The organism is Paenibacillus sp. G34 (assembly GCF_056856875.1).
Genome location: NZ_CM166469.1, coordinates 2,205,026 through 2,223,344, shown reverse-complemented (window position 1 = coordinate 2,223,344; position 18,319 = coordinate 2,205,026). Strand labels below are relative to the sequence as shown.

The 18,319-nt window shown below is 46.2% G+C and carries 17 protein-coding genes; 8 read left to right on the top strand and 9 right to left on the bottom strand.

From position 1 onward, the window contains the following. Window positions 1-6: 6 nt before the first annotated feature. The 4 genes from AC1VYS_RS10165 to hemE all read right to left on the bottom strand — a co-directional run bounded on the left by AC1VYS_RS10165 (window position 7) and on the right by hemE (window position 4,979). Window positions 7-1,407 carry a CapA family protein gene (locus tag AC1VYS_RS10165; RefSeq protein ID WP_482914138.1) on the bottom strand — a complete coding sequence of 467 codons (1,401 nt, stop codon included), beginning with the start codon at window positions 1,405-1,407 and terminating at the stop codon, window positions 7-9. A 137-nt stretch (window positions 1,408-1,544) separates the two neighbouring features. Continuing rightward, complete coding sequence (gene hemY / locus AC1VYS_RS10160; protein ID WP_482914137.1) at window positions 1,545-2,972, bottom strand: protoporphyrinogen oxidase; 1,428 nt, start codon at window positions 2,970-2,972, stop codon at window positions 1,545-1,547. Next, the gene (hemH, locus tag AC1VYS_RS10155; RefSeq protein WP_482914136.1) at window positions 2,972-3,922 is read right to left on the bottom strand and encodes a ferrochelatase; all 951 of its coding nucleotides are present in this window, start codon (window positions 3,920-3,922) and stop codon (window positions 2,972-2,974) included. The genes hemY and hemH overlap by 1 nt, the downstream gene beginning before the upstream one ends. Beyond that, on the bottom strand, window positions 3,915-4,979 hold the full coding sequence (hemE, locus tag AC1VYS_RS10150) for a uroporphyrinogen decarboxylase (RefSeq protein ID WP_482914135.1): 1,065 nt from the start codon (window positions 4,977-4,979) through the stop codon (window positions 3,915-3,917). The genes hemH and hemE overlap by 8 nt, the downstream gene beginning before the upstream one ends. A 232-nt stretch (window positions 4,980-5,211) precedes the next feature. Here hemE and AC1VYS_RS10145 point away from each other — a divergent pair, with 232 nt between their 5' ends. From AC1VYS_RS10145 to AC1VYS_RS10135, 3 genes are all read left to right on the top strand, one after another. Beyond that, window positions 5,212-6,426 carry an MFS transporter gene (locus AC1VYS_RS10145; protein ID WP_482914957.1) on the top strand — a complete coding sequence of 405 codons (1,215 nt, stop codon included), beginning with the start codon at window positions 5,212-5,214 and terminating at the stop codon, window positions 6,424-6,426. A 103-nt stretch (window positions 6,427-6,529) separates the two neighbouring features. Next, the gene (locus AC1VYS_RS10140; RefSeq protein WP_482914134.1) at window positions 6,530-7,012 is read left to right on the top strand and encodes a transposase; all 483 of its coding nucleotides are present in this window, start codon (window positions 6,530-6,532) and stop codon (window positions 7,010-7,012) included. Then, window positions 6,993-7,409: a transposase gene (locus AC1VYS_RS10135; RefSeq protein WP_482914133.1), complete on the top strand. Its 417-nt coding sequence runs from the start codon at window positions 6,993-6,995 to the stop codon at window positions 7,407-7,409. The genes AC1VYS_RS10140 and AC1VYS_RS10135 overlap by 20 nt, the downstream gene beginning before the upstream one ends. A gap of 113 nt (window positions 7,410-7,522) precedes the next feature. On the opposite strand, the gene AC1VYS_RS10130 is transcribed toward AC1VYS_RS10135, so the two are convergent. Continuing rightward, complete coding sequence (locus AC1VYS_RS10130) at window positions 7,523-8,725, bottom strand: cytochrome P450 (RefSeq protein ID WP_482914132.1); 1,203 nt, start codon at window positions 8,723-8,725, stop codon at window positions 7,523-7,525. Window positions 8,726-9,144: 419 nt separating this feature from the next. On the opposite strand from AC1VYS_RS10130, the gene AC1VYS_RS10125 reads away from it, so the two are divergent. Continuing rightward, on the top strand, window positions 9,145-10,356 hold the full coding sequence (locus tag AC1VYS_RS10125) for an asparaginase (protein WP_482914131.1): 1,212 nt from the start codon (window positions 9,145-9,147) through the stop codon (window positions 10,354-10,356). A 365-nt stretch (window positions 10,357-10,721) separates the two neighbouring features. On the opposite strand, the gene AC1VYS_RS10120 is transcribed toward AC1VYS_RS10125, so the two are convergent. Further along, window positions 10,722-11,354 (bottom strand): O-methyltransferase, encoded by a 633-nt coding sequence (locus AC1VYS_RS10120; protein ID WP_482914956.1) that lies wholly within the window; start codon window positions 11,352-11,354, stop codon window positions 10,722-10,724. A 291-nt stretch (window positions 11,355-11,645) separates the two neighbouring features. On the opposite strand from AC1VYS_RS10120, the gene AC1VYS_RS10115 reads away from it, so the two are divergent. The 4 genes from AC1VYS_RS10115 to AC1VYS_RS10100 all read left to right on the top strand — a co-directional run bounded on the left by AC1VYS_RS10115 (window position 11,646) and on the right by AC1VYS_RS10100 (window position 16,475). Then, window positions 11,646-12,797, top strand: a complete 1,152-nt coding sequence (locus AC1VYS_RS10115; RefSeq protein ID WP_482914130.1) for a THUMP domain-containing class I SAM-dependent RNA methyltransferase — start codon at window positions 11,646-11,648, stop codon at window positions 12,795-12,797. 310 nt (window positions 12,798-13,107) lie between these two features. Next, window positions 13,108-15,153 (top strand): LTA synthase family protein, encoded by a 2,046-nt coding sequence (locus AC1VYS_RS10110; protein ID WP_482914129.1) that lies wholly within the window; start codon window positions 13,108-13,110, stop codon window positions 15,151-15,153. Between the two features lie 77 nt (window positions 15,154-15,230). Further along, on the top strand, window positions 15,231-15,662 hold the full coding sequence (locus tag AC1VYS_RS10105) for a cytidine deaminase (RefSeq protein ID WP_482914128.1): 432 nt from the start codon (window positions 15,231-15,233) through the stop codon (window positions 15,660-15,662). Window positions 15,663-15,740: 78 nt separating this feature from the next. Continuing rightward, window positions 15,741-16,475: a DsbA family oxidoreductase gene (locus AC1VYS_RS10100; protein WP_482914127.1), complete on the top strand. Its 735-nt coding sequence runs from the start codon at window positions 15,741-15,743 to the stop codon at window positions 16,473-16,475. Between the two features lie 289 nt (window positions 16,476-16,764). Here the strand turns inward: AC1VYS_RS10100 and AC1VYS_RS10095 are convergent, their stop codons facing one another. From AC1VYS_RS10095 to AC1VYS_RS10085, 3 genes are all read right to left on the bottom strand, one after another. After that, the gene (locus AC1VYS_RS10095) at window positions 16,765-17,595 is read right to left on the bottom strand and encodes an aldo/keto reductase (RefSeq protein WP_482914126.1); all 831 of its coding nucleotides are present in this window, start codon (window positions 17,593-17,595) and stop codon (window positions 16,765-16,767) included. A gap of 132 nt (window positions 17,596-17,727) precedes the next feature. After that, entirely contained in the window at window positions 17,728-18,009 is a 282-nt protein-coding gene (locus AC1VYS_RS10090; protein ID WP_482914125.1) for a hypothetical protein, read from the bottom strand. An 82-nt stretch (window positions 18,010-18,091) separates the two neighbouring features. Then, a complete protein-coding gene (locus AC1VYS_RS10085; protein WP_090920463.1) occupies window positions 18,092-18,313 on the bottom strand; it encodes a YuzB family protein in 222 nt (73 codons plus the stop codon). Window positions 18,314-18,319 lie beyond the last annotated feature (6 nt).

Sequence of the window (18,319 nt, the reverse complement as noted above, 5' to 3'; positions counted from 1 at the left end):
CGCTTCTTAGTTAGGTATAGCAACTCCATCCGCGTTAACCCTAATTCCTGGTGACATCTTAGCCATCTGCTGGAGCAGAAGCCTATTGGCATCGTCAAGCATCGGCACAGCCTGCCCCAGAGCGGCCTCATACGGTATTACTTTCATACTGCATGCAGCTTCTCGGCTACAGCGTGCTTGAAAGACAGCTGTTTTCCACGTTTCTTCGTTCGTCGACTTAGTGAAAATAAAATTCCCGGTACTATATGCGATCCATTTGCCTTTGTAGTACTCAAGCCCCTGCAGAACATGAGGATGACCACCGATAATCAAATCGGCACCAGCATCGACAAACTCATGTGCAAGCCTCGTCTGATCCGCATTCGGGGTACCCACACGCTCTTCTCCCCAATGGGCTACAACAATAACCAGATCCGCTTTCTTCCGGGCCGTCTTGATGGCTTCAACCGCTCTTGTAGAGTCATACGCCTCTGCAACTCCAGCCCGATTCCCATCCGCTTTCCAGCTTGTAACGGGAACAACCCGGCTGAAACCAAGCAAGGCAATCTTCATGCCTTTGCGCTCGAAATAGGCAGGCTCATAGGCATCTGCCTCATTCATGCCCGCGCCAGCATGCGCGATTCCATAATCATTGAGATATGTCAACGTATCAACCAAACCCTCCACGCCCTGATCCAGAATATGATTGTTAGCCAAATTAACGGCATCAAATCCTGCTGCAGCCATCGCTTGTAGAGATTTGGGCGAAGATTTATACACATACGTTTTATCCGTAGCACCCGTACCTCCATGGGTGACCGGGGTCTCCAGATTACCGATGGTTAAATCGTCTCTCTTAAACATGGAGCCAAGCTTTGCAAATGGATAGTCGTATCCGTTCTTTTCCAGCAATTCCGCAACTTTTCCGGAAAATTGAATATCTCCGACAAAATGAATGGTGACACCCTTGGACGAATCAGATGTTGAAGGTTTCCCCTTGTCATTACCCGTCTCACCCGAGGTCCCTTTATCCGTGGTTGCAGGATTTGTTCCCGTTGCAGGCTTCTCACCACCAGCTCCAGATGTTTCACTTGTACCCGATCCAGAACTATCTCCAGTATTGTCCGGATCTGCCTCAGGCTTCTCATCAACCGCGGAAGAATCTTCATCAGGGGTATTAACAGATTCAGTATCTGACTGATTCAGTGCGCCCCCACCCTCGTCTTTCGATCCGGAAGGCGGCTCCTGCTGCGCTATCTCTGAATTCGCAGGCTGAGATGGTTGCTCTTCACGTGTGTTCAGCATGTAATATAAGCCGACAAGAGCAATTGCTGCAATTAATATTACATTTACGATCCTGATTTTTGTATTACGGGTTCGTCTTGCTTTTTTCTTTTCTGAGCTTCGCTGTGATCTTGGGGGATACATAAGCAACTCCTCTTCTTAACAAAAGATCCATATGAATACCATTATATCAAGCATATTCTGGATGTACATCCTATAAAAAAAGCCGCCCCTTCTGTAGATACTGCTACATCGGGACGGCGGATATAAAGTTCACGCGCTCACTTCGCTGAAGTAAGCTGTGTAGCTGCCTGTACAGACATTTCTTTGGCTTGTCGGATACAGTCCGGCAAGCCCACGCCCTCATAACCGGCCCCGGCAATGAAAACACCTGGAAGTTTGTCTCCAAGCTCCTTACGAAGGTTAGCCAGATGCTCAAGATGGCCCACAGGGTACTGCGGCATCGATTTACGTAATCTTGTGATCTCCGAAAAAATCGGAGTGGCCTCAATGCCCATCGTTTCTCTAAGATCTTTCATTACAAGCTCGGTAAGTGCTTCGTCAGGAAGCTCCACATTCTGTTCATCTCCGGAACGGCCAACATAACAACGAAGCAGGACTTTGTCATCGGGACTGGTATGCAGCCATTTGGTCGATGTCCATGTGCAGGCCGTAATATTACGTCCCTCTTTTCGCGGTACAAGGAATCCTGATCCATCGAAGACATGCTCCACTTCTTTTTTCTCAAAGGCAAGAACAACGTTAGCGACAGATACATAATTGATCGCATCCAGGGCTGATGTATCCACATGGGGCTTGAGCAACTCAGAAGCCACATAGGTTGGCACGGTGATGATCACGTCATCTGCCTCTAAAAATTGTCCGTTATCAAGTTCAACGCGATATCCGGCGTCCTCGCCATCCAGACGTTGCAAAGATTGGGCAGCTGTATTCAGACGCTGATCGACATCATGCAATTCGTGAACAAGCGCATGCACCAGACTTTGCAATCCTTGACGGAAGTTCAGAAACGCACTCCGTTTGGTGCCTGTATGGGTCTCGGTCGGTTTGCGTCCTGTCATCATGCCTCGAATTAAGCTGCCATAATCTCGCTCCACCTCTCCGAACTGCGGGAAGGTCGCTTGTAGGCTAAGCTTTCGCATATCTCCTGCATATATACCCGCCAGAAGTGGCTCAGTCAGGTTTTCCAGCACTTCCGGGCCAAGCCTGCGCTCAATCATGTAACCGAGAGATTCATCCTCTGTTGTGCGTTTGGGTGGAATAATAAAGTCCATTAGCGCCCGCAATTTTCCTGCAGGAGACACAAGTCCGCTTCTAAGGAACGGTCTCAGTTCTGTTGGAATACCAAGCACCAGACCCGCTGGCATCGGATGAAGCTTTCCACGCTGCATAATATATGTTTTCTTGGACTCCGGATTCTGGCTGACGAGTTCATGATCCATCTCCAGTTCCTTCGCCAGATCAATCATTGCTGTTTTGCGAGCCAGGAAAGAGTCAGGACCTTTCTCGATTACAAATCCGTCCCGATGCAACGTTTCGATCATACCACCCATAGACGAACTCTTCTCAAGCAAGGTAATCGCAGGTTCAAAACCAGCTTCCCTGTAATGCTTGCGGATATAAAATGCCGCGCTGAGGCCCGTTAGGCCCCCGCCGACAATAACAATACGTCTTTTCTTGTCATCCATTAGTTATCAGACCCTTGCTGCCATTGGCTAATAATAGAGTCACTCAATGTCTCCATATACAGAGGATCACTGTTAAGCGAGTCAATGCGCATCAAACGCATGTCCATTTCTTTCGCAATCGCTTTAGCTTCAATGTCGAGATCATACAACACTTCCAGATGATCCGAGACGAAGCCGATTGGAGCCACAAGCACATCCTCTACTTGTTCACGCGATAGTTCTTGCAGTGTGTCGAGGATGTCCGGGCCGAGCCACGGCTCGGCAGTTCTTCCGGCACTTTGCCAAGTAAACTGCCAGTTTGTAATCCCAACACGAGAAGCGATGGCTTCGGAAGTTTCCAGTAATTGATTCGGATATGGGTCACCCATATCAACAATTCGTGCCGGAAGACTGTGGGCACTGAACAGCACCTTCACATCTCCGCGTTTCGCTCCTGCTTCCTCGAATGCATCAAGCTTAGCACTTACCCGCGTAGAAAGAGCCTGAATGAGCTTCGGATGCAAATGATAACTTTCGATAAAGGACATCTGGATACCAAGCTCTTCAGCTTTTTCCCGTGCACGTTTGATGTAACTGCCCACACTCATCGTGGAGAAATGCGGCGCAAGGACAATACCAATGGCATTCTTAATACCATCTTTCGCCATCTGTTCCACACCATCCTCAATAAAAGGATAAGCATGTTTTAGTCCTTGATAACAGCGGAATTCAACCTCGCCGCGACGCTCATCCTTTTGCAACGTCTCCTGAAGGTTTTTCACCTGGTTATCCGTGTTCTCACGTAGCGGGAAAACACCGCCAACAATCGCCTCATACCGATCTGTCAGCTCTTTCAATTGTTCCGGCTCAGGCGAACGTCCTCTGCGAATATGCGTATAATACGCTTCAACACTTTCCATATTTTCAGGTGTGCCATAAGACATCACCAGTACGCCTACTGTATTAGTCATTGCTTACCGTCACTCCCGTCTTCAAAGCTGCTGCTGAATATTCATGAATATATGCCGTTAGTTCTTTTAATTTATCAAGAGAGGCTTCAGGGAACAAGCCATGTCCCAGATTGAAAATATAACCCGGATCTTTAATCCCTTCATCAATGATGACTTTCGCCTGTTCTTTGATTAATTCCATTGGCGCAGTCAGGATATACGGATCGAGGTTGCCCTGCACAGCGAATTTGCCACCCAGGCGTCTGCGTCCTTCTGAAATGGAAACTCTCCAGTCCAGCCCGATGACATTCGCCTGCAAATCCTGCAGGGTTGGCAACAACTCACCAGAGGCCACACCAGGGAAATAGATTTTCGGTACATTCAAATCGGATAATTCGGTAAAGATACGAGTAATCGTTGGTAGCACATACGTTTTGAAATCTTTGGGAGAGAGTGCCCCTACCCAGCTATCAAACAACTGAAATGCCTTACCGCCATTCGCGATATGAGCACGAATATATGTAATGACCATATCACCAAGCTTCTGCATCAGTTTGTGCCACACTTCAGGCTCACTGTACATCATTGTTTTCGTTCTGATATACCCTTTCGAAGGCTGACCTTCGATCAGATAACTTGCGATAGTAAACGGAGCCCCTGCGAATGTAATCAGCGGAACGTCCAGTTCCTTGTCCAGAATACGGATTGTTTCCAGAATGTGAGACAGGTCACCTTCCACATCAATGGGACGCAATCGATCAACATCGGCAGCAGAACGAATAGGATTATCGATCACCGGACCAATATTTTTTACAATGTCAAAATCAATCCCGAGTGAAGCAACCGGATTCATAATATCGGAATACAAAATAGCCGCATCCACACCCAGTTTACGTACAGGCATGAGTGTAACTTCAGCCGCCAGCTCAGGTTGCTGACATATTTCAAGCAAGGAGTACTTTTCTTTAATTTTGCGATATTCGGGATCGTAACGTCCAGCCTGACGCATGTACCACACTGGCACACGGTCTACCTGCTGTTTGAAACTGGCCCGAATCAGACGATCGTTATAGCTCATGTAAGAAGCCTCCAATTGTTTTTGGACTCATAACTACCATTATGCCCTTTTTAAACAGCCGTAACAACCATATGCGGATGTGTTCCAAGTGACAATACTATGACATTCGTTACACCCTAAACTATTCCATTCGTTAAGCCCCTCCCTATATGCCATTTGTGATATAATGAAAGAATCGGTTTTTTTGAGAGTTACAGAAAAATCTTTGAAAGGAAGTGAAAGCACATTGAAAATGTGGAAAGTCAATCTCATTGTGCTTTGGTTTGGACAATTCCTGGTCAATGCAGGCATGACCATGATTACACCTTTTTTATCGCTATTTCTTGCCAGAGATCTTGGCGTTGTAGGCGAGCATGAAATTGGTATTTGGGCCGGGTTTATTTTTGCAGCCAATTTCCTCACCTCTTTTTTGTTTCAACCGCTCTGGGGCAAGTTGTCAGATAAATACGGACGAAAAATCATGTTGCTTCGCTCCGGATTCGGGATGGCGGTTGTCATTGCTTTGATGGGTTTCGTACAGAATCCTTGGCAACTTCTTCTCTTGCGTTTGCTTAACGGAACGATCTCCGGATTCAATCCGGCGGCTGTTGCCCTGATCTCAAGCACAACACCGAAGGATCGCATGGGGTTTGCCATGGGCATTAGTCAGTCTGGTCAGGTTGCAGGTACCATTCTGGGTCCACTTATTGGCGGATTGCTTGCAGATGCTGTGGGCTTCCGTCCTATATTCTATATTACAGGCGGATTAATCTTCGCAGCGTCCATGCTGGCCATGTTCCTGGTATGGGAGAAATTCGACCGCCAAGAAGCCGCAAAGTTACCTGATCAATCCGTATTATCCGGTTTGAAAGAGCTCACTAAATCGCCACAGCTACCGGCACTATTCGCTGTGACATTCCTGCTTCAATTTGCGATGATCAGTCCGATGTCGCTGTTGCCTATTTATGTGGAGAAACTGCATGGAACTCAAGTGAATGTCGCATTCTGGGCTGGCATGGTCGGTGCTGTCACGGGTCTATCCAACATGGCAATGTCACCGGTGCTTGGAAAACTCAGTGATCGGATCGGTTCGCACCGGGTGCTCACCTTTTCGCTGATCGGGACCGGAATTATGCTTATCCCTCAAGCTTTTGTTCAAACGGTATGGCAACTCATCCTTGTCCGTTTTGTGATGGGTATATTTATGGGCGGGCTGCTCCCGAGCGTAAATGCACTGATTCGCGGGTACTCACCTGACAACATGATCAGCAGGGCATTCAGCTTTAACACAAGTACACTGGCGCTAGGCAACATGCTTGGTGCAATTATCGGTGGATTTATGGCCGGATTCATCGGCATCGAGGGACTGTTTATCGTATCTGGTGGCCTATTATTGCTCAATATGGTATGGGTTCGATTCAAATTGTACAAAAGACCTGTCCGTATCGAAGAATCGAAAACGACTTAAATTTTCTATCAGAAATAAGAAGCAAAAGCTGATATGCTCCCATCATAGTAGACAGTAGAAAAAAACAAAACTTTCTACGTCTACTATGATGGGAGTTTTTTTAATGTCTAAACGAAGCCAGGTGTCCCTTGAAGCGAAACTACGTGCAGTGAAGCAGTGCCTTGGGTTGGGGTCTAGTCCAAACCAGGAAACCAAGCAATTAGGATGTAGTGCGTATACGATCAGGCAATGGATATGGAAATATAAAGAAGAGGGCTTGTCCGGATTAGTGGAATCAAGAACAAAGCATGCGTACTCCAACGAGCTTAAACAAGCTGCCGTGCAGGATGTATTATCTGGACGTTCCTCCATAGAAAAGGCAATCCAAACCTATCATATTTCAAGCCGAAGCGTTTTATCGAGATGGATTTCCAAGTATACTGGGGAGATCGTATGGAAAAACACCCTTCAAGGTAAAGGACGATCTCACATGAAAAAAGGACGTAAAACCACATTCGAGGAACGAATTGAAATTGTAAAATATATCCTCTCACATGAACTGGACTATCAGAAAGCGACTGAGAAGTATGTTAAGTGCCATTATTGATCTATACGATAACTCCATTGTTTCATGGGTACTGGGTTATTCCAACAACAATAAACTCGTGATGGATACGCTGGAAAAAGCATACGTCAAGCATCCAGGTGTGTCCCCAATGATCCAAAGCGACAGAGGCTTTCAGTACACGTCTCATGAGTATAAAAGGCTCCAGTTGAAGTACGGATTTACAAAGAGCATGTCTCGTGTAAGTCGCTGTTTGGATAACCAGCCCATTGAACGATTTTGGGGCACTTACAAGTCAGAAAGTTATTATCTTACGAAGGCTGACACCTATGAAGCTTTGTACTGCGCAGTTCGTCGTTATATGCGTTACTACAACAACTACCGTTACACAGAGTGTCTGGACGGTCTATCTCCGAACGAATACCGAAGAGCAGCATAACAAAGATACCTCAGCACGTCATCCGAGCTAAGGTATCAAACGAATCATTTTTGTTTTTTTAAGTGTCTACTTGACGGGGAGCAGTTCAGACTGGCCTGAGAGCGGCTTTTCTATTACACTCGTCGTTCGTTGAATTGAATCGGATATTCTTTCACACCAAATACAAAAGCGCTTTGAATCGGCTCCAAGGCCGTTTCAGGGACTAACTGGATCTGCTCCATACGCTGGAGCAGCGTATGCAAAGCAACTCTCGCTTCCAAACGTGCCAGCGGCGCACCCAAGCAGAAATGAATTCCGAATCCAAATCCCATATGTCGGTTCGGCTTACGATCGGATACGAATTGATCTGCCTGTTCAAACTGGGCACCGTCACGATTGGCAGCCCCCACCCAGGATATAACCTGTTGACCTGCCTTGATCGCCTTGCCTCCTAGTTCTGTATCTTCCCTCGCAACACGTCCAATGGCTACAATCGGCGGATAATAACGCAGTGTCTCTTCTACGGCACTGGCCACCTTGTCCGGTTGCTCACGCAACTCCTCCTGCAGTTCGGGTTGTTCAGAGAGAATGCGCACAGCATTTGCAATCAAATTGGTAGTTGTCTCATTCCCTGCAGCCAGCAGGAGAATGCAAAAATTGACCACTTCTTCCTCCGTCAACTTCTCTCCCTCAATCTCCGCATCTAGTAGCAAAGAGATAAGATCGTCCTGAGGCTTTAGACGACGCTGTTCCATAATGTCTGTGAAATAGGCGTACAATTCCTGGATATTCTTCAGCTTTTCTTTCTCCAACTCTTGAAAAGCCTCTTCACTATCATCACGCGCACCTTTTACAAGCACATCAGACCACTCTTTGAATTCACGCCGATCCGAAGCCGGAACACCAATCAGTTCAGCGATAACGATGACAGGTAGTGGCGTTGCAAGATCATCAATCAGGTTCATCCTTCCACTAGGCAAGTGCGGAGCTAGCAAATCATCCGTGATTTCCTGAATACGTGGTGCAAGAGCCTCTATCGCCTTTGGCGTAAACGCCTGATTGACCAAATCGCGAAGTTGCTTGTGCTTTGGTGGATCTGTCGTTAACATGCTGGTACCGGCACGGTTACGTTCAGAAGAGAACAGCTTCGGATTTTTTAACACATACTGCACATCTTCGTACCGAAACACATCCCAGCATTCACGATGCTCATCATATCGGACTGGAGTGTTCTCACGAAGTTCTGCATACACCTGAAAGGGAGATAGTTGTCGCTCCTTGTTGTGCAGTTCCCGAATAGGAATGTAATTGGCATATTTTCGGGGTGCTTGTTTCATCGTGTTTCCTCCAATCAATAATATATATTTATTTACATATAAGGTTCATATCCATTATAACCACAACTGGATAACGATTCCAACTATTTCAGCATAAATAAGCCTCTCGTCCCAACGTATGCTACCAACTACCCTTGTTGTGTCGAAAGATAGTTATGTTAATTAAAGTAACATTAAAACCCCTTCCCTCTTCCACTTTCCTCTTCACCCTATCTTTCGATTAAGAATTTATAAAATTTAAATTCAGCTATTTTCTCTATTAAATATCTATTTATCTATCAAAAACATTGATTGTAAGCGTTATTCCTATGCAATATAACATTTGTTATATTACCTAACATTAAATAATATTATATCAATCTACTTACATAAAAAAAGAGAATACCTCACACAAAAATCACTTGAAGGAGTGTGTCAGCATGAAAAAATCATCTAACCTTCGCCCTTGGGCCGTATGGAGTACCGCCGCATTTACCGCATTAACTCTATCCCTGTCCCCGATCGGAACTTATGCCGCTCAAGCTGCTACGGTAGAGGTAAAAGGCACTGTCGGCACGGTTCAGAGCATCCCAGCCACGCCTACACGCAATACCACCATCCCCGCAGTGCCTGATGCTTCCAAACAATCCCCACTTCCTAATGTGCTTGTGATCGGAACAGGCGGAACGATTGCAGGACAATCCGAGGACGCAACCAGCTTCCAAAATTACAAGGCAGGCACATTGCTCATTGCTGACATGGTCAAAGATTTGCCAGACAAACAGAAAATTGCGGATGTGAGCACACTGCAATTCGGCAATTCCGGTTCCGGCTCCTATTCGATGGCTGATTTGTACGACTTGTCACAAACGGTAGATAAAGCATTAGCTCAATATGACAGCGTAGTGGTTACTACAGGCACAGACACGATGGAGGAAATAGCCTACTTCCTTGATATGACGGTTCAAAGCGATAAACCCGTTGTCATCACAGGTTCGATGCGACCTTGGACGGTAATTGGCTCTGATGCCCAAGCGAATCTGTACAATGCAATTAAGCTGGCCGGCAGCGGCCGAACCAAATCATTTGGCACCGTATTGATGCTCAACGATACTATTCAGCTTGCACGCGGGGTAACCAAAACTAATGATTATCGGACAGACACTTTTGAAACACCAATGCTTGGTGCTGTTGGTTATATTGATGAAGCGAACATCCGAATTTACCGCGCTCCGGCACGTGCTATGAAACCCGAAGGCACCACAAAACCCGCATTCGACCTTAGCAAAATTACCAAAGCCGATCTAGCCAAAGTGGAGATCGCTCTCTCTTATCAAGAAGCAGGCGGGGGAGCGATTGAAGGCTTTGTGAAAAGTGGAGTGAAAGGCATTGTCACCTCGGGTACAGGGGCAGGTGGAATCTCAAGAGCAATGGGTCAAGCCCGTACGAAAGCTATTGAAGATGGCGTTATTTTCGTCACGACAACCCGAACAGGTTCAGGTAGCGTGTATGGAGGCGGTAAAGGTATTATCGCAGGAGATAATCTCAGTCCACAACAAGCACGAATTCTGTTGATGCTCGGACTTTCCTTCAGTGACGATTTTGATACGATTAAAAAGTGGTTTGAAACATACGGTACACCAGAGGTATAAGTGATCGGACAATTATTGCCAGATGTTCGCCAAAAGGCCAAAGCAGAGATTCATCCTGCTTTGGCCTTTTTTCCCATCCTACCAGACTTTATAATGAATAATAGACAACAGTGGGAAAGGAACGTTAACACACATGGACTACTATTTTCTCGAATCTCAGTATACCCGCAGCCGTTTTCTTAGTGGTGGCATCACGTTTACTCCTACATTTTAGTTAAATAATGCTTAAAAAGATAAAAAACTAAAAAAACGAGTACCGCAATGAGTAGAATATATATTGGCAGTATTAAAAGTGGAACACGCCCTATCAAATACATAAGGGCATAAAATCGTGTCCCACCGAAGTTCTATTAATATGGTGATCTTTATTTCACCCAAGCCAGTGCCAAGCCGTCATAGTCGGGCAGCATGGTTGTGACAAGACGTGGGTCATTTGCCATCTGCTCGTTGAAACGACGCACAGCAAGCACGGCCGGGCCTTGTTTGTCCGGATTAAGCGTGCGACCGCGTAGGAAACAGTTGTCCCCTACAATGACTGCACCCGGACGCGCAAGGCGAATCGCATAATCGAGATAGACCGGATAGTTTTCCTTATCTGCGTCAATAAAGAAGAAATCAAAGGTACGTCCTTCCTGTGCCAATTGGTCCAGACTGTCTGCTGCAGGTCCGATCCGGTATTCGACTTTCTCTCCGAATCCACCTTCTTCCAAATGTCCACGAGCCATAGCCGCATATTCTTCTTTCAACTCAAGTGAAGTCAGACTCCCCCCTTCGCTCAGCCCACGAGCCAGACAGATGCCGCTGTACCCGCCCAGCACACCGATTTCGAGCACAGCTTCAGCTTTCGAGGTTTTCGCCAGAAAGGTCAGCAGGCGCCCATACGCTGCAGCCACCGAAACCTCTGGCATACCATTCGCTCGAATGGCCTCTTTTACTTTTAACAAAAGATCATCTTCTTGAAATAATTGATTTACATATTCGTCAGGGGTCAGAATCACCACGAAGTTCCTCCTTGCAAACTTGGACTATTTTCCATACAGATGCCCTTGAAAAGCTTTCCGCTAAATGCCTTGGATAGCTTTTCATATGGATGCCAATGTTTTATAATGAATGTTTGTTATCCAACACAGACTATTTGAACGTTGTATCACCTGCATTGAAGTTTTTGCGGTTAAGCCGCATTACTCATTGTAAGTTTTTTCACGGAAAGCGGCAAGGCCGCACCGTTACTATATTTGCCGCGAGAGGGTACACCCTCTGCGGCTCGAAATGGAGTTGAATGAATTCATATGGCTCGATTGCAATTAATTGCAACCTCTGCAATGGGACTTGAGGCTGTTGTTGCCCGGGAACTGAAACTACTGGGATATGAGGATGCCAGAGTCGATAATGGCCGCGTATTTTTCACAGGAGATTATATTGATATTTGCCGCTGTAACCTGTGGCTCAGAAGTTCGGATCGTGTACTGGTCAACATGGGAGAATTCCCTGCGACTACATTTGATGAATTGTTTGAGGGCACCAAAGCCCTACCATGGGAAGAATGGATTCCGGCAGACGGCGAATTCCCGGTGGAAGGACGATCACAGAAATCACAGCTAAGCAGTGTGCCCGCTTCACAAGGTATTGTCAAAAAAGCGATTGTTGAAAAGCTGAAGCTGACGCATCAAACGGAATGGTTCCCGGAAAATGGGGCACGTTACGTGGTTGAAGTTATTCTGCTGAATGACCGCGCCCTTATTACGCTGGACACAACAGGACCTGGACTCCACAAACGTGGATACCGCAAACTTGTAACAGAAGCGCCACTGAAGGAAACCCTGGCAGCCGCTCTGATTCAGCTGAGTCGCTGGAATGTCACTCGTCCATTTTACGATCCTTGCTGCGGTTCTGGCACCATGCTGATCGAAGCTGCAATGATCGGATGGAACATTGCACCAGGGCTTCGCCGCACGTTTAACTCTGAGAATTGGGATGTGATTCCTGCTGAACTGTGGGAACAAGCGCGTGAGGAAGCGTTCGATGCTGTGCGTGACGATGTGCCTCTGCAGATTTCAGGCAGTGACATTGATCCCGAGGCAATTGAAGTTGCGCAAGCGGCGATCAAAAGTGCGGGTTTTGCCAAAGATATCGAAGTCAGCGTACTGCCAGCTCACCGGGCCAGACCTCAAGGGGAGTATGGAGTTATAATTACCAACCCGCCTTATGGCGAACGTCTGAGTGAAGAAAAAGAAGTACAGAAGTTGCTTCGTTCTCTCGGCCGTAGTTATCTGGAGATGCCGACCTGGTCGTTTTTTGCAATCACCTCCACCAAAACATTCGAAGAATATTTCGGGCACAAAGCGGACAAGCGCCGCAAGCTGTTCAACGGGCGGATTGAAACCCAGTATTATCAGTACTTAGGGCCATTGCCACCGCGTAACAAGACACCACAAGTTTAAAGATATTTTTTGGATAGCAACGCTCTTACCTTATGGTAGAGCGTTGCTTTTGCGTTTTTTTGCGTTTTTTGTATTTTCACATTTTTTTGTTTGCTTGATACCACTAATGTAACCAACGTCTATTTGTCTCTTGGCACGCTCAGACGTATACGACAGACCGATATGACAAGCATGGTTGAAATGCCAAGCGGTCACGCTATAATATATGAAGCCCTGTTTTACATTCCGTTAACAAAAAAAACAAATAAAGATATGTAATGTAATCAAATCTCTGGCATGGATTGCTACTCAATAACAAGGGGGAAACACCATGATTGTTACACCGCCTATGCGAAGTTCTAAAACGCGCGGGCTCTTACTTCATCCACTGACGCTATATGTTATTTTCACCATACTCATCCTGCTTAAACTGATGCTGTTGCATCATAACCTGCACGCGTATAACATTACCATGGGACTGCTCGACAAAGTAATCGCCGTCGGCTCGTTGCTGCTTCTCTCCTTCTGGGTCTGGTGGTTACCACGCAAAGGCATGATTGCAGCACTTTCTATTCTTCACCTGCTTCTTACTGCGCTCATCTACGCCGATATGGTCTATTACCGTTACTTTCAGGACTTCCTGACTGTCCCGGTATTGTTACAGGCACGACAAGTCGATGCACTTGGTGATAGCATTGCCACTTTAATCTATGCTCGCGATTTTTGGTTTTTTGCCGATTTGCTCATCGTGCTTCCATTTGCAGTCTTAATGTTGTTCGGCAGGCGTTATCGCTCAGGTGAAAAAACCGGCATGTACACGAGCAGTTATAACGAAAGTTACGGAGGGTATTCCTCCACTTCCTTTACTTCCTTGACTACTCGTAAAAAAGGTCTTCGCCGGCGCTTGTTAGCAGGCTTTACAGCTCTCGTGCTTGGACTCGGACTTGGCGCTGGCCCGATCTATTATTACAGCAAAACCTGGGCTAAAGGGCTGTTTGATAATAACTGGTGGAATGTGTCCATGTACAATGTAACCGGGTTGCTTGCTTTTCACGGCTATGATGTGTATTCCTACGTCAAAGATAATATCGGTTCGGGCCCCGAAGCCGATCCAGCTGATATCAAGCAAGTCAAGACGTTTTTTGAAGAACGAAAACAATTAAACGCAGGACAGCACGATCAGGCCTTGTATGGAAAATATAAAGACAGCAACGTCATAATTGTGCAAGGCGAAGCCTTTATGAATTTTATGATCGGACAAAGCATTGGCGGACAGGAAATTACACCCCATTTTAATGAACTGATGAATGAAAGCCAGTATTACAGTCACTTTTATCACCAGACCGGGCAAGGCAGAACATCCGATGCTGATTTTGGCGCGAACATTTCTTTACATCCTCTTCCTGTAGGATCGGCGTTTGTGCGTTATGCGGATCATGCTTATGACTCACTGCCTTCCATTCTGAAGGATCAAGGTTATAGCACCAACGTATTTCACGCCTACGAGAGCGGCTTCTGGAACCGGTATACGATGTATCAGAATATGAAGTATGACAAGTTCTACAGCAAAAATGATTTTGTGGAAGATGACCCCTTGGGCTGGTCTTTGTCTGATGTTTCTTTTTTTCGGCAATCCGTAGAGAAAATGAGCAGTGAGGTCAAGGAGCCATTTTATTCATTCCTCATCACACTTAGCAGCCACCACCCATATTCCTCCATTCCTAAAGATAAACAGCAGCTGGATGTGGGTGAATTCCAGGGCACAATGTTCGGAAACTACCTGCAATCGGTTCATTATGTGGATGCCGCACTCGGCGGTATGGTGGAGGATCTCAAAAATCGGGGTTTATGGGAAAATACGATTTTTATGTTCTACGGGGACCATGACAGCTCCATTAAGGATAAAGATCAATATGAGAAGTTTGTGAAACGTACCCTGAACGACCTCGATATGGCACAGATTATGAACGAAGTACCACTACTGGTTCATTTGCCAGACGGTGCTGAAGCAGGTACATTGGAAAAACCTTCGGGGCAACTGGACATCACACCATCCGTGCTGCATTTGCTCGGGATATCGGATGAATCCTATTATCACATGGGAAACAATGTGTATGATGGCTCAGAACGTTTAGTGGCGCTGCGTAACGGCACTTTCACGAATGGCAAGGTGTTCTATATCCCGTCGGATGATTACATCTACGCAAATGGAACTTGTTATGATCTGTCTACTCATGAAAAGACCGACATCAATGCCTGCAAATCCGGTTTTGAGACAGCATCCAAGCGTCTGCACGTTTCCGATACGCTAATTACCTATGATTTGATTCGTCAATTCCGCGAGGAGAATGTAGCCAATGTGGCCAAGAAACCATAGACGCCTTAGTTAAAACAAACCATCTCAATTTCAATTAAGTCAGACTATAATTTCTTACAAAAGGGGAACAACATCTCATGTCATCTAGCACCCATTCACACGATATAGAACAAAAACTTTTTGATGCAGCCGTCAAGTTTGTTAAACAGCGTTATCCTCAAGGATGGGGCGGGGCAGGCGCCGTATACACGGACGCCGGCTCTCTCCTCATTAGCGTGGCTCCTGAGGTGATTAATGATGCTGTACATCTATGCATGGAAACCGGAGCTTATCTGGAAGCTCATAAATTAAATGAACGTGTAACCCACTCTCTCTGCATTGCGCGGAATGATGAGCACTCGGCATTCCAAGTGCTAACGCCATGCGGGATCTGCCAGGAACGTCTCTTTTACTGGGGAGAAAACGTTAAAGCGGCTGTATACGATCCGTCTGGACAGCTTATTTTCAAAACATTAAATGAGATTCAACCCAACCATTGGTCAAAGGCTTATCAAAATAAAGTCGATTAACTTGCGAATTTTAGAAAGTGTCTTTATAATTGTAACTATAAAAGTTTCAATTGTGAATTTAATGGAGGTTTTAAAACAATGAATATTGAAATATGGTCAGATTTCATGTGCCCTTTCTGTTATATTGGTAAACGCCGTCTTGAAAATGTACTCGAGAAATTCCCTCATCGAGATGAAGTGAAATTGCAGTTCAAAAGCTTTGAGCTTGATCCTAACGCAGAAGTGAACAGCGGAAAAACGAATGTAGACTATCTGACATCCAAGTACAACATCAGTGAGGAACAAGCTCGCGGGATGAATGCACAAATGAATGCCAATGCTCGTACAGCAGGGCTCGAATATAATATTGATGCCATGATTCCAACTAACTCCTTTGCCGCTCACCGTCTGACCCACTGGGCAGATACTCAAGGTAAAGCACTTGATTTGAGCGAGCGGTTGTTCCAAGCTATTTTCATCGAAGGAAAACATACCGGTGACCATCAAGTGCTGGCCGATCTCGCTCAGGAAGTCGGCCTGGATCGTGAAGCTGCGATTTCTGTTCTGTCGAGCGACCAATTTACGGAGGATGTACGCGCCGATCAGGCAGAAGGTGCACAGCTCGGCATTCGTGGTGTCCCATTCTTCGTGCTGGATCGTAAATTTGCCGTTTCGGGTGCACAACCTGACGATGTATTCCTGGATGCGCTGCAGAAAGCATGGGATGAACGCTCCCCGTTCACCATTGTGGAATCTGATGATTCCGCAGCAGACGGTAACGGTGTATGCACAGAGGAAGGCTGCGAGGTTCCGCAAAACAAACCTTCTAACTAACACAAAAAAGCAGCAGATCGTGGCTAAGCTCGTGATCTTGCTGCTTTTTTATGTTTACAGCTCTCGCACTCCGAAGATCATTCTCCTAGTATCTCTTCAATGAAACGTTTCTGCGGAAGGATGAAATCGATTCTGTAGAAGCGCAGCGTTCGCCTTTGTTTTCAAATTTCAAACCGTTAAAAACTTCAATCAAGGAAATTTGAAAACAACAGCGATCGAAAGAACGATTCATCCTTGGAGCCCACAACAAACGTTCAATCAACTAGTTACTATGAAATCAGCTTCGCCCTTAATCCCAGAATAGCTGATCCGGATGTGGTCCTGTCCGTTTATCCGCATCCAATGCATCAATCTGTCTGAGCTCGTCCGGTGTCAGTTCAAAATCAAAAATATCCGCATTCTCTCGAATTCGTTCAGGCGTAACCGATTTGGGAATCGTTACAATCTGATTCTGGATATCCCACCGCAGAATGATCTGAGCCGGCGTTTTGCCGTACTTCTGAGCCAGTCCCTTAAGAGTTGAATCCTGATTCAGCTTACCCTTCATAATTGGACTCCATGCCTCAAGCTGAATGCCCTGAGCTCCGCAGAAATCCTGCAGTTCCTGCTGGATCAATCCCGGATGTAGTTCCACCTGATTCACCGCAGGCACTGTACCACCTTCATCTATAAGATCACGCAGATGATGCACCTGAAAATTACTTACACCAATCGCGCGTACACTTCCTTCGCTATAGAGACGCTCAAACGCTCTCCACGTCTCTTTATACTGATCACGGCCTGGCCAGTGAATCAAATATAAATCAATAACATTTAGACCAAGCTTCTTCTGGCTGGCTTCAAAAGCTCGAAGTGTCGAATCATAACCTTGATCATCGTTCCAGAGCTTGGTTGTTACAAACAACTCGTTACGGGCTACGCCGCTGCTCGCAATGGCTTGTCCTACTTCTTCCTCATTGCCATAGATCGATGCGGTATCAATGCTCCGATACCCTACTTCCAGAGCGGTCTCTACCGCCTGTTGCACTTCTTTCCCCTTCGCCTTATAAGTCCCGATTCCAAGCCATGGCATTGTCACTCCGTTGTTCAGAATTGTGCAATCTGTAATATGTTTAGTCATCCTGTACCTCCCGTATTGATTTTTGCCTGCTCTCGGTCTATTAACCTTCTGACAGAATTTTAAGCGCTGGAAAAAAAACCAAAAAACCTGCAGACCATCATGGCCTGCAGGTTACGGCGTAACAGGAACAGTTTACTTCTTCCCTTGCCTGTGCTGATTCTGGAGCGATTGCAACCTTTCCTTCTCCTCAATGAACATTTCCTGTGCTAACTCGAAGCCCTGTCCACCCAGAGACAACTCAGCTTGCTTCATCGCCTGCTCGGTATGAGCCAGCCGCTGCTCTGCCTGCACAATGGTCTGTACATTCGGATGGGACATAGCCTGGGAAACAGCATAATGAAGCTTGTTCACCGCATTTTGCGCCTGAGATACGGTAGTACCCGCTTGCAAACTGGAATCATAACGCTTCGGCATGAGTTGTTGCCTCCTCGGAATCATATTCCTGTTACCCCATTAGCATGGATTGAACGAGCCGAGCTTATTCTTATTATGAAATTTACTTGATGAACTTGGAAACCTTCGTCAGCACTTCCTCTTCTGTAGGAGCACTGATGTATCGGCCGTTGATAAAAACAAAAGCACGCTTCGCACATGGGCCGCAATAAGATTTACAACCGATCTTGATTTCTGTGCCAGGAGCCATCTTCTCGAGCTTAGGCACAATGGATTTCAATCGGATATGGTTACATTTTTCACATACGCGGATATCGTTAGCCATGAGTTC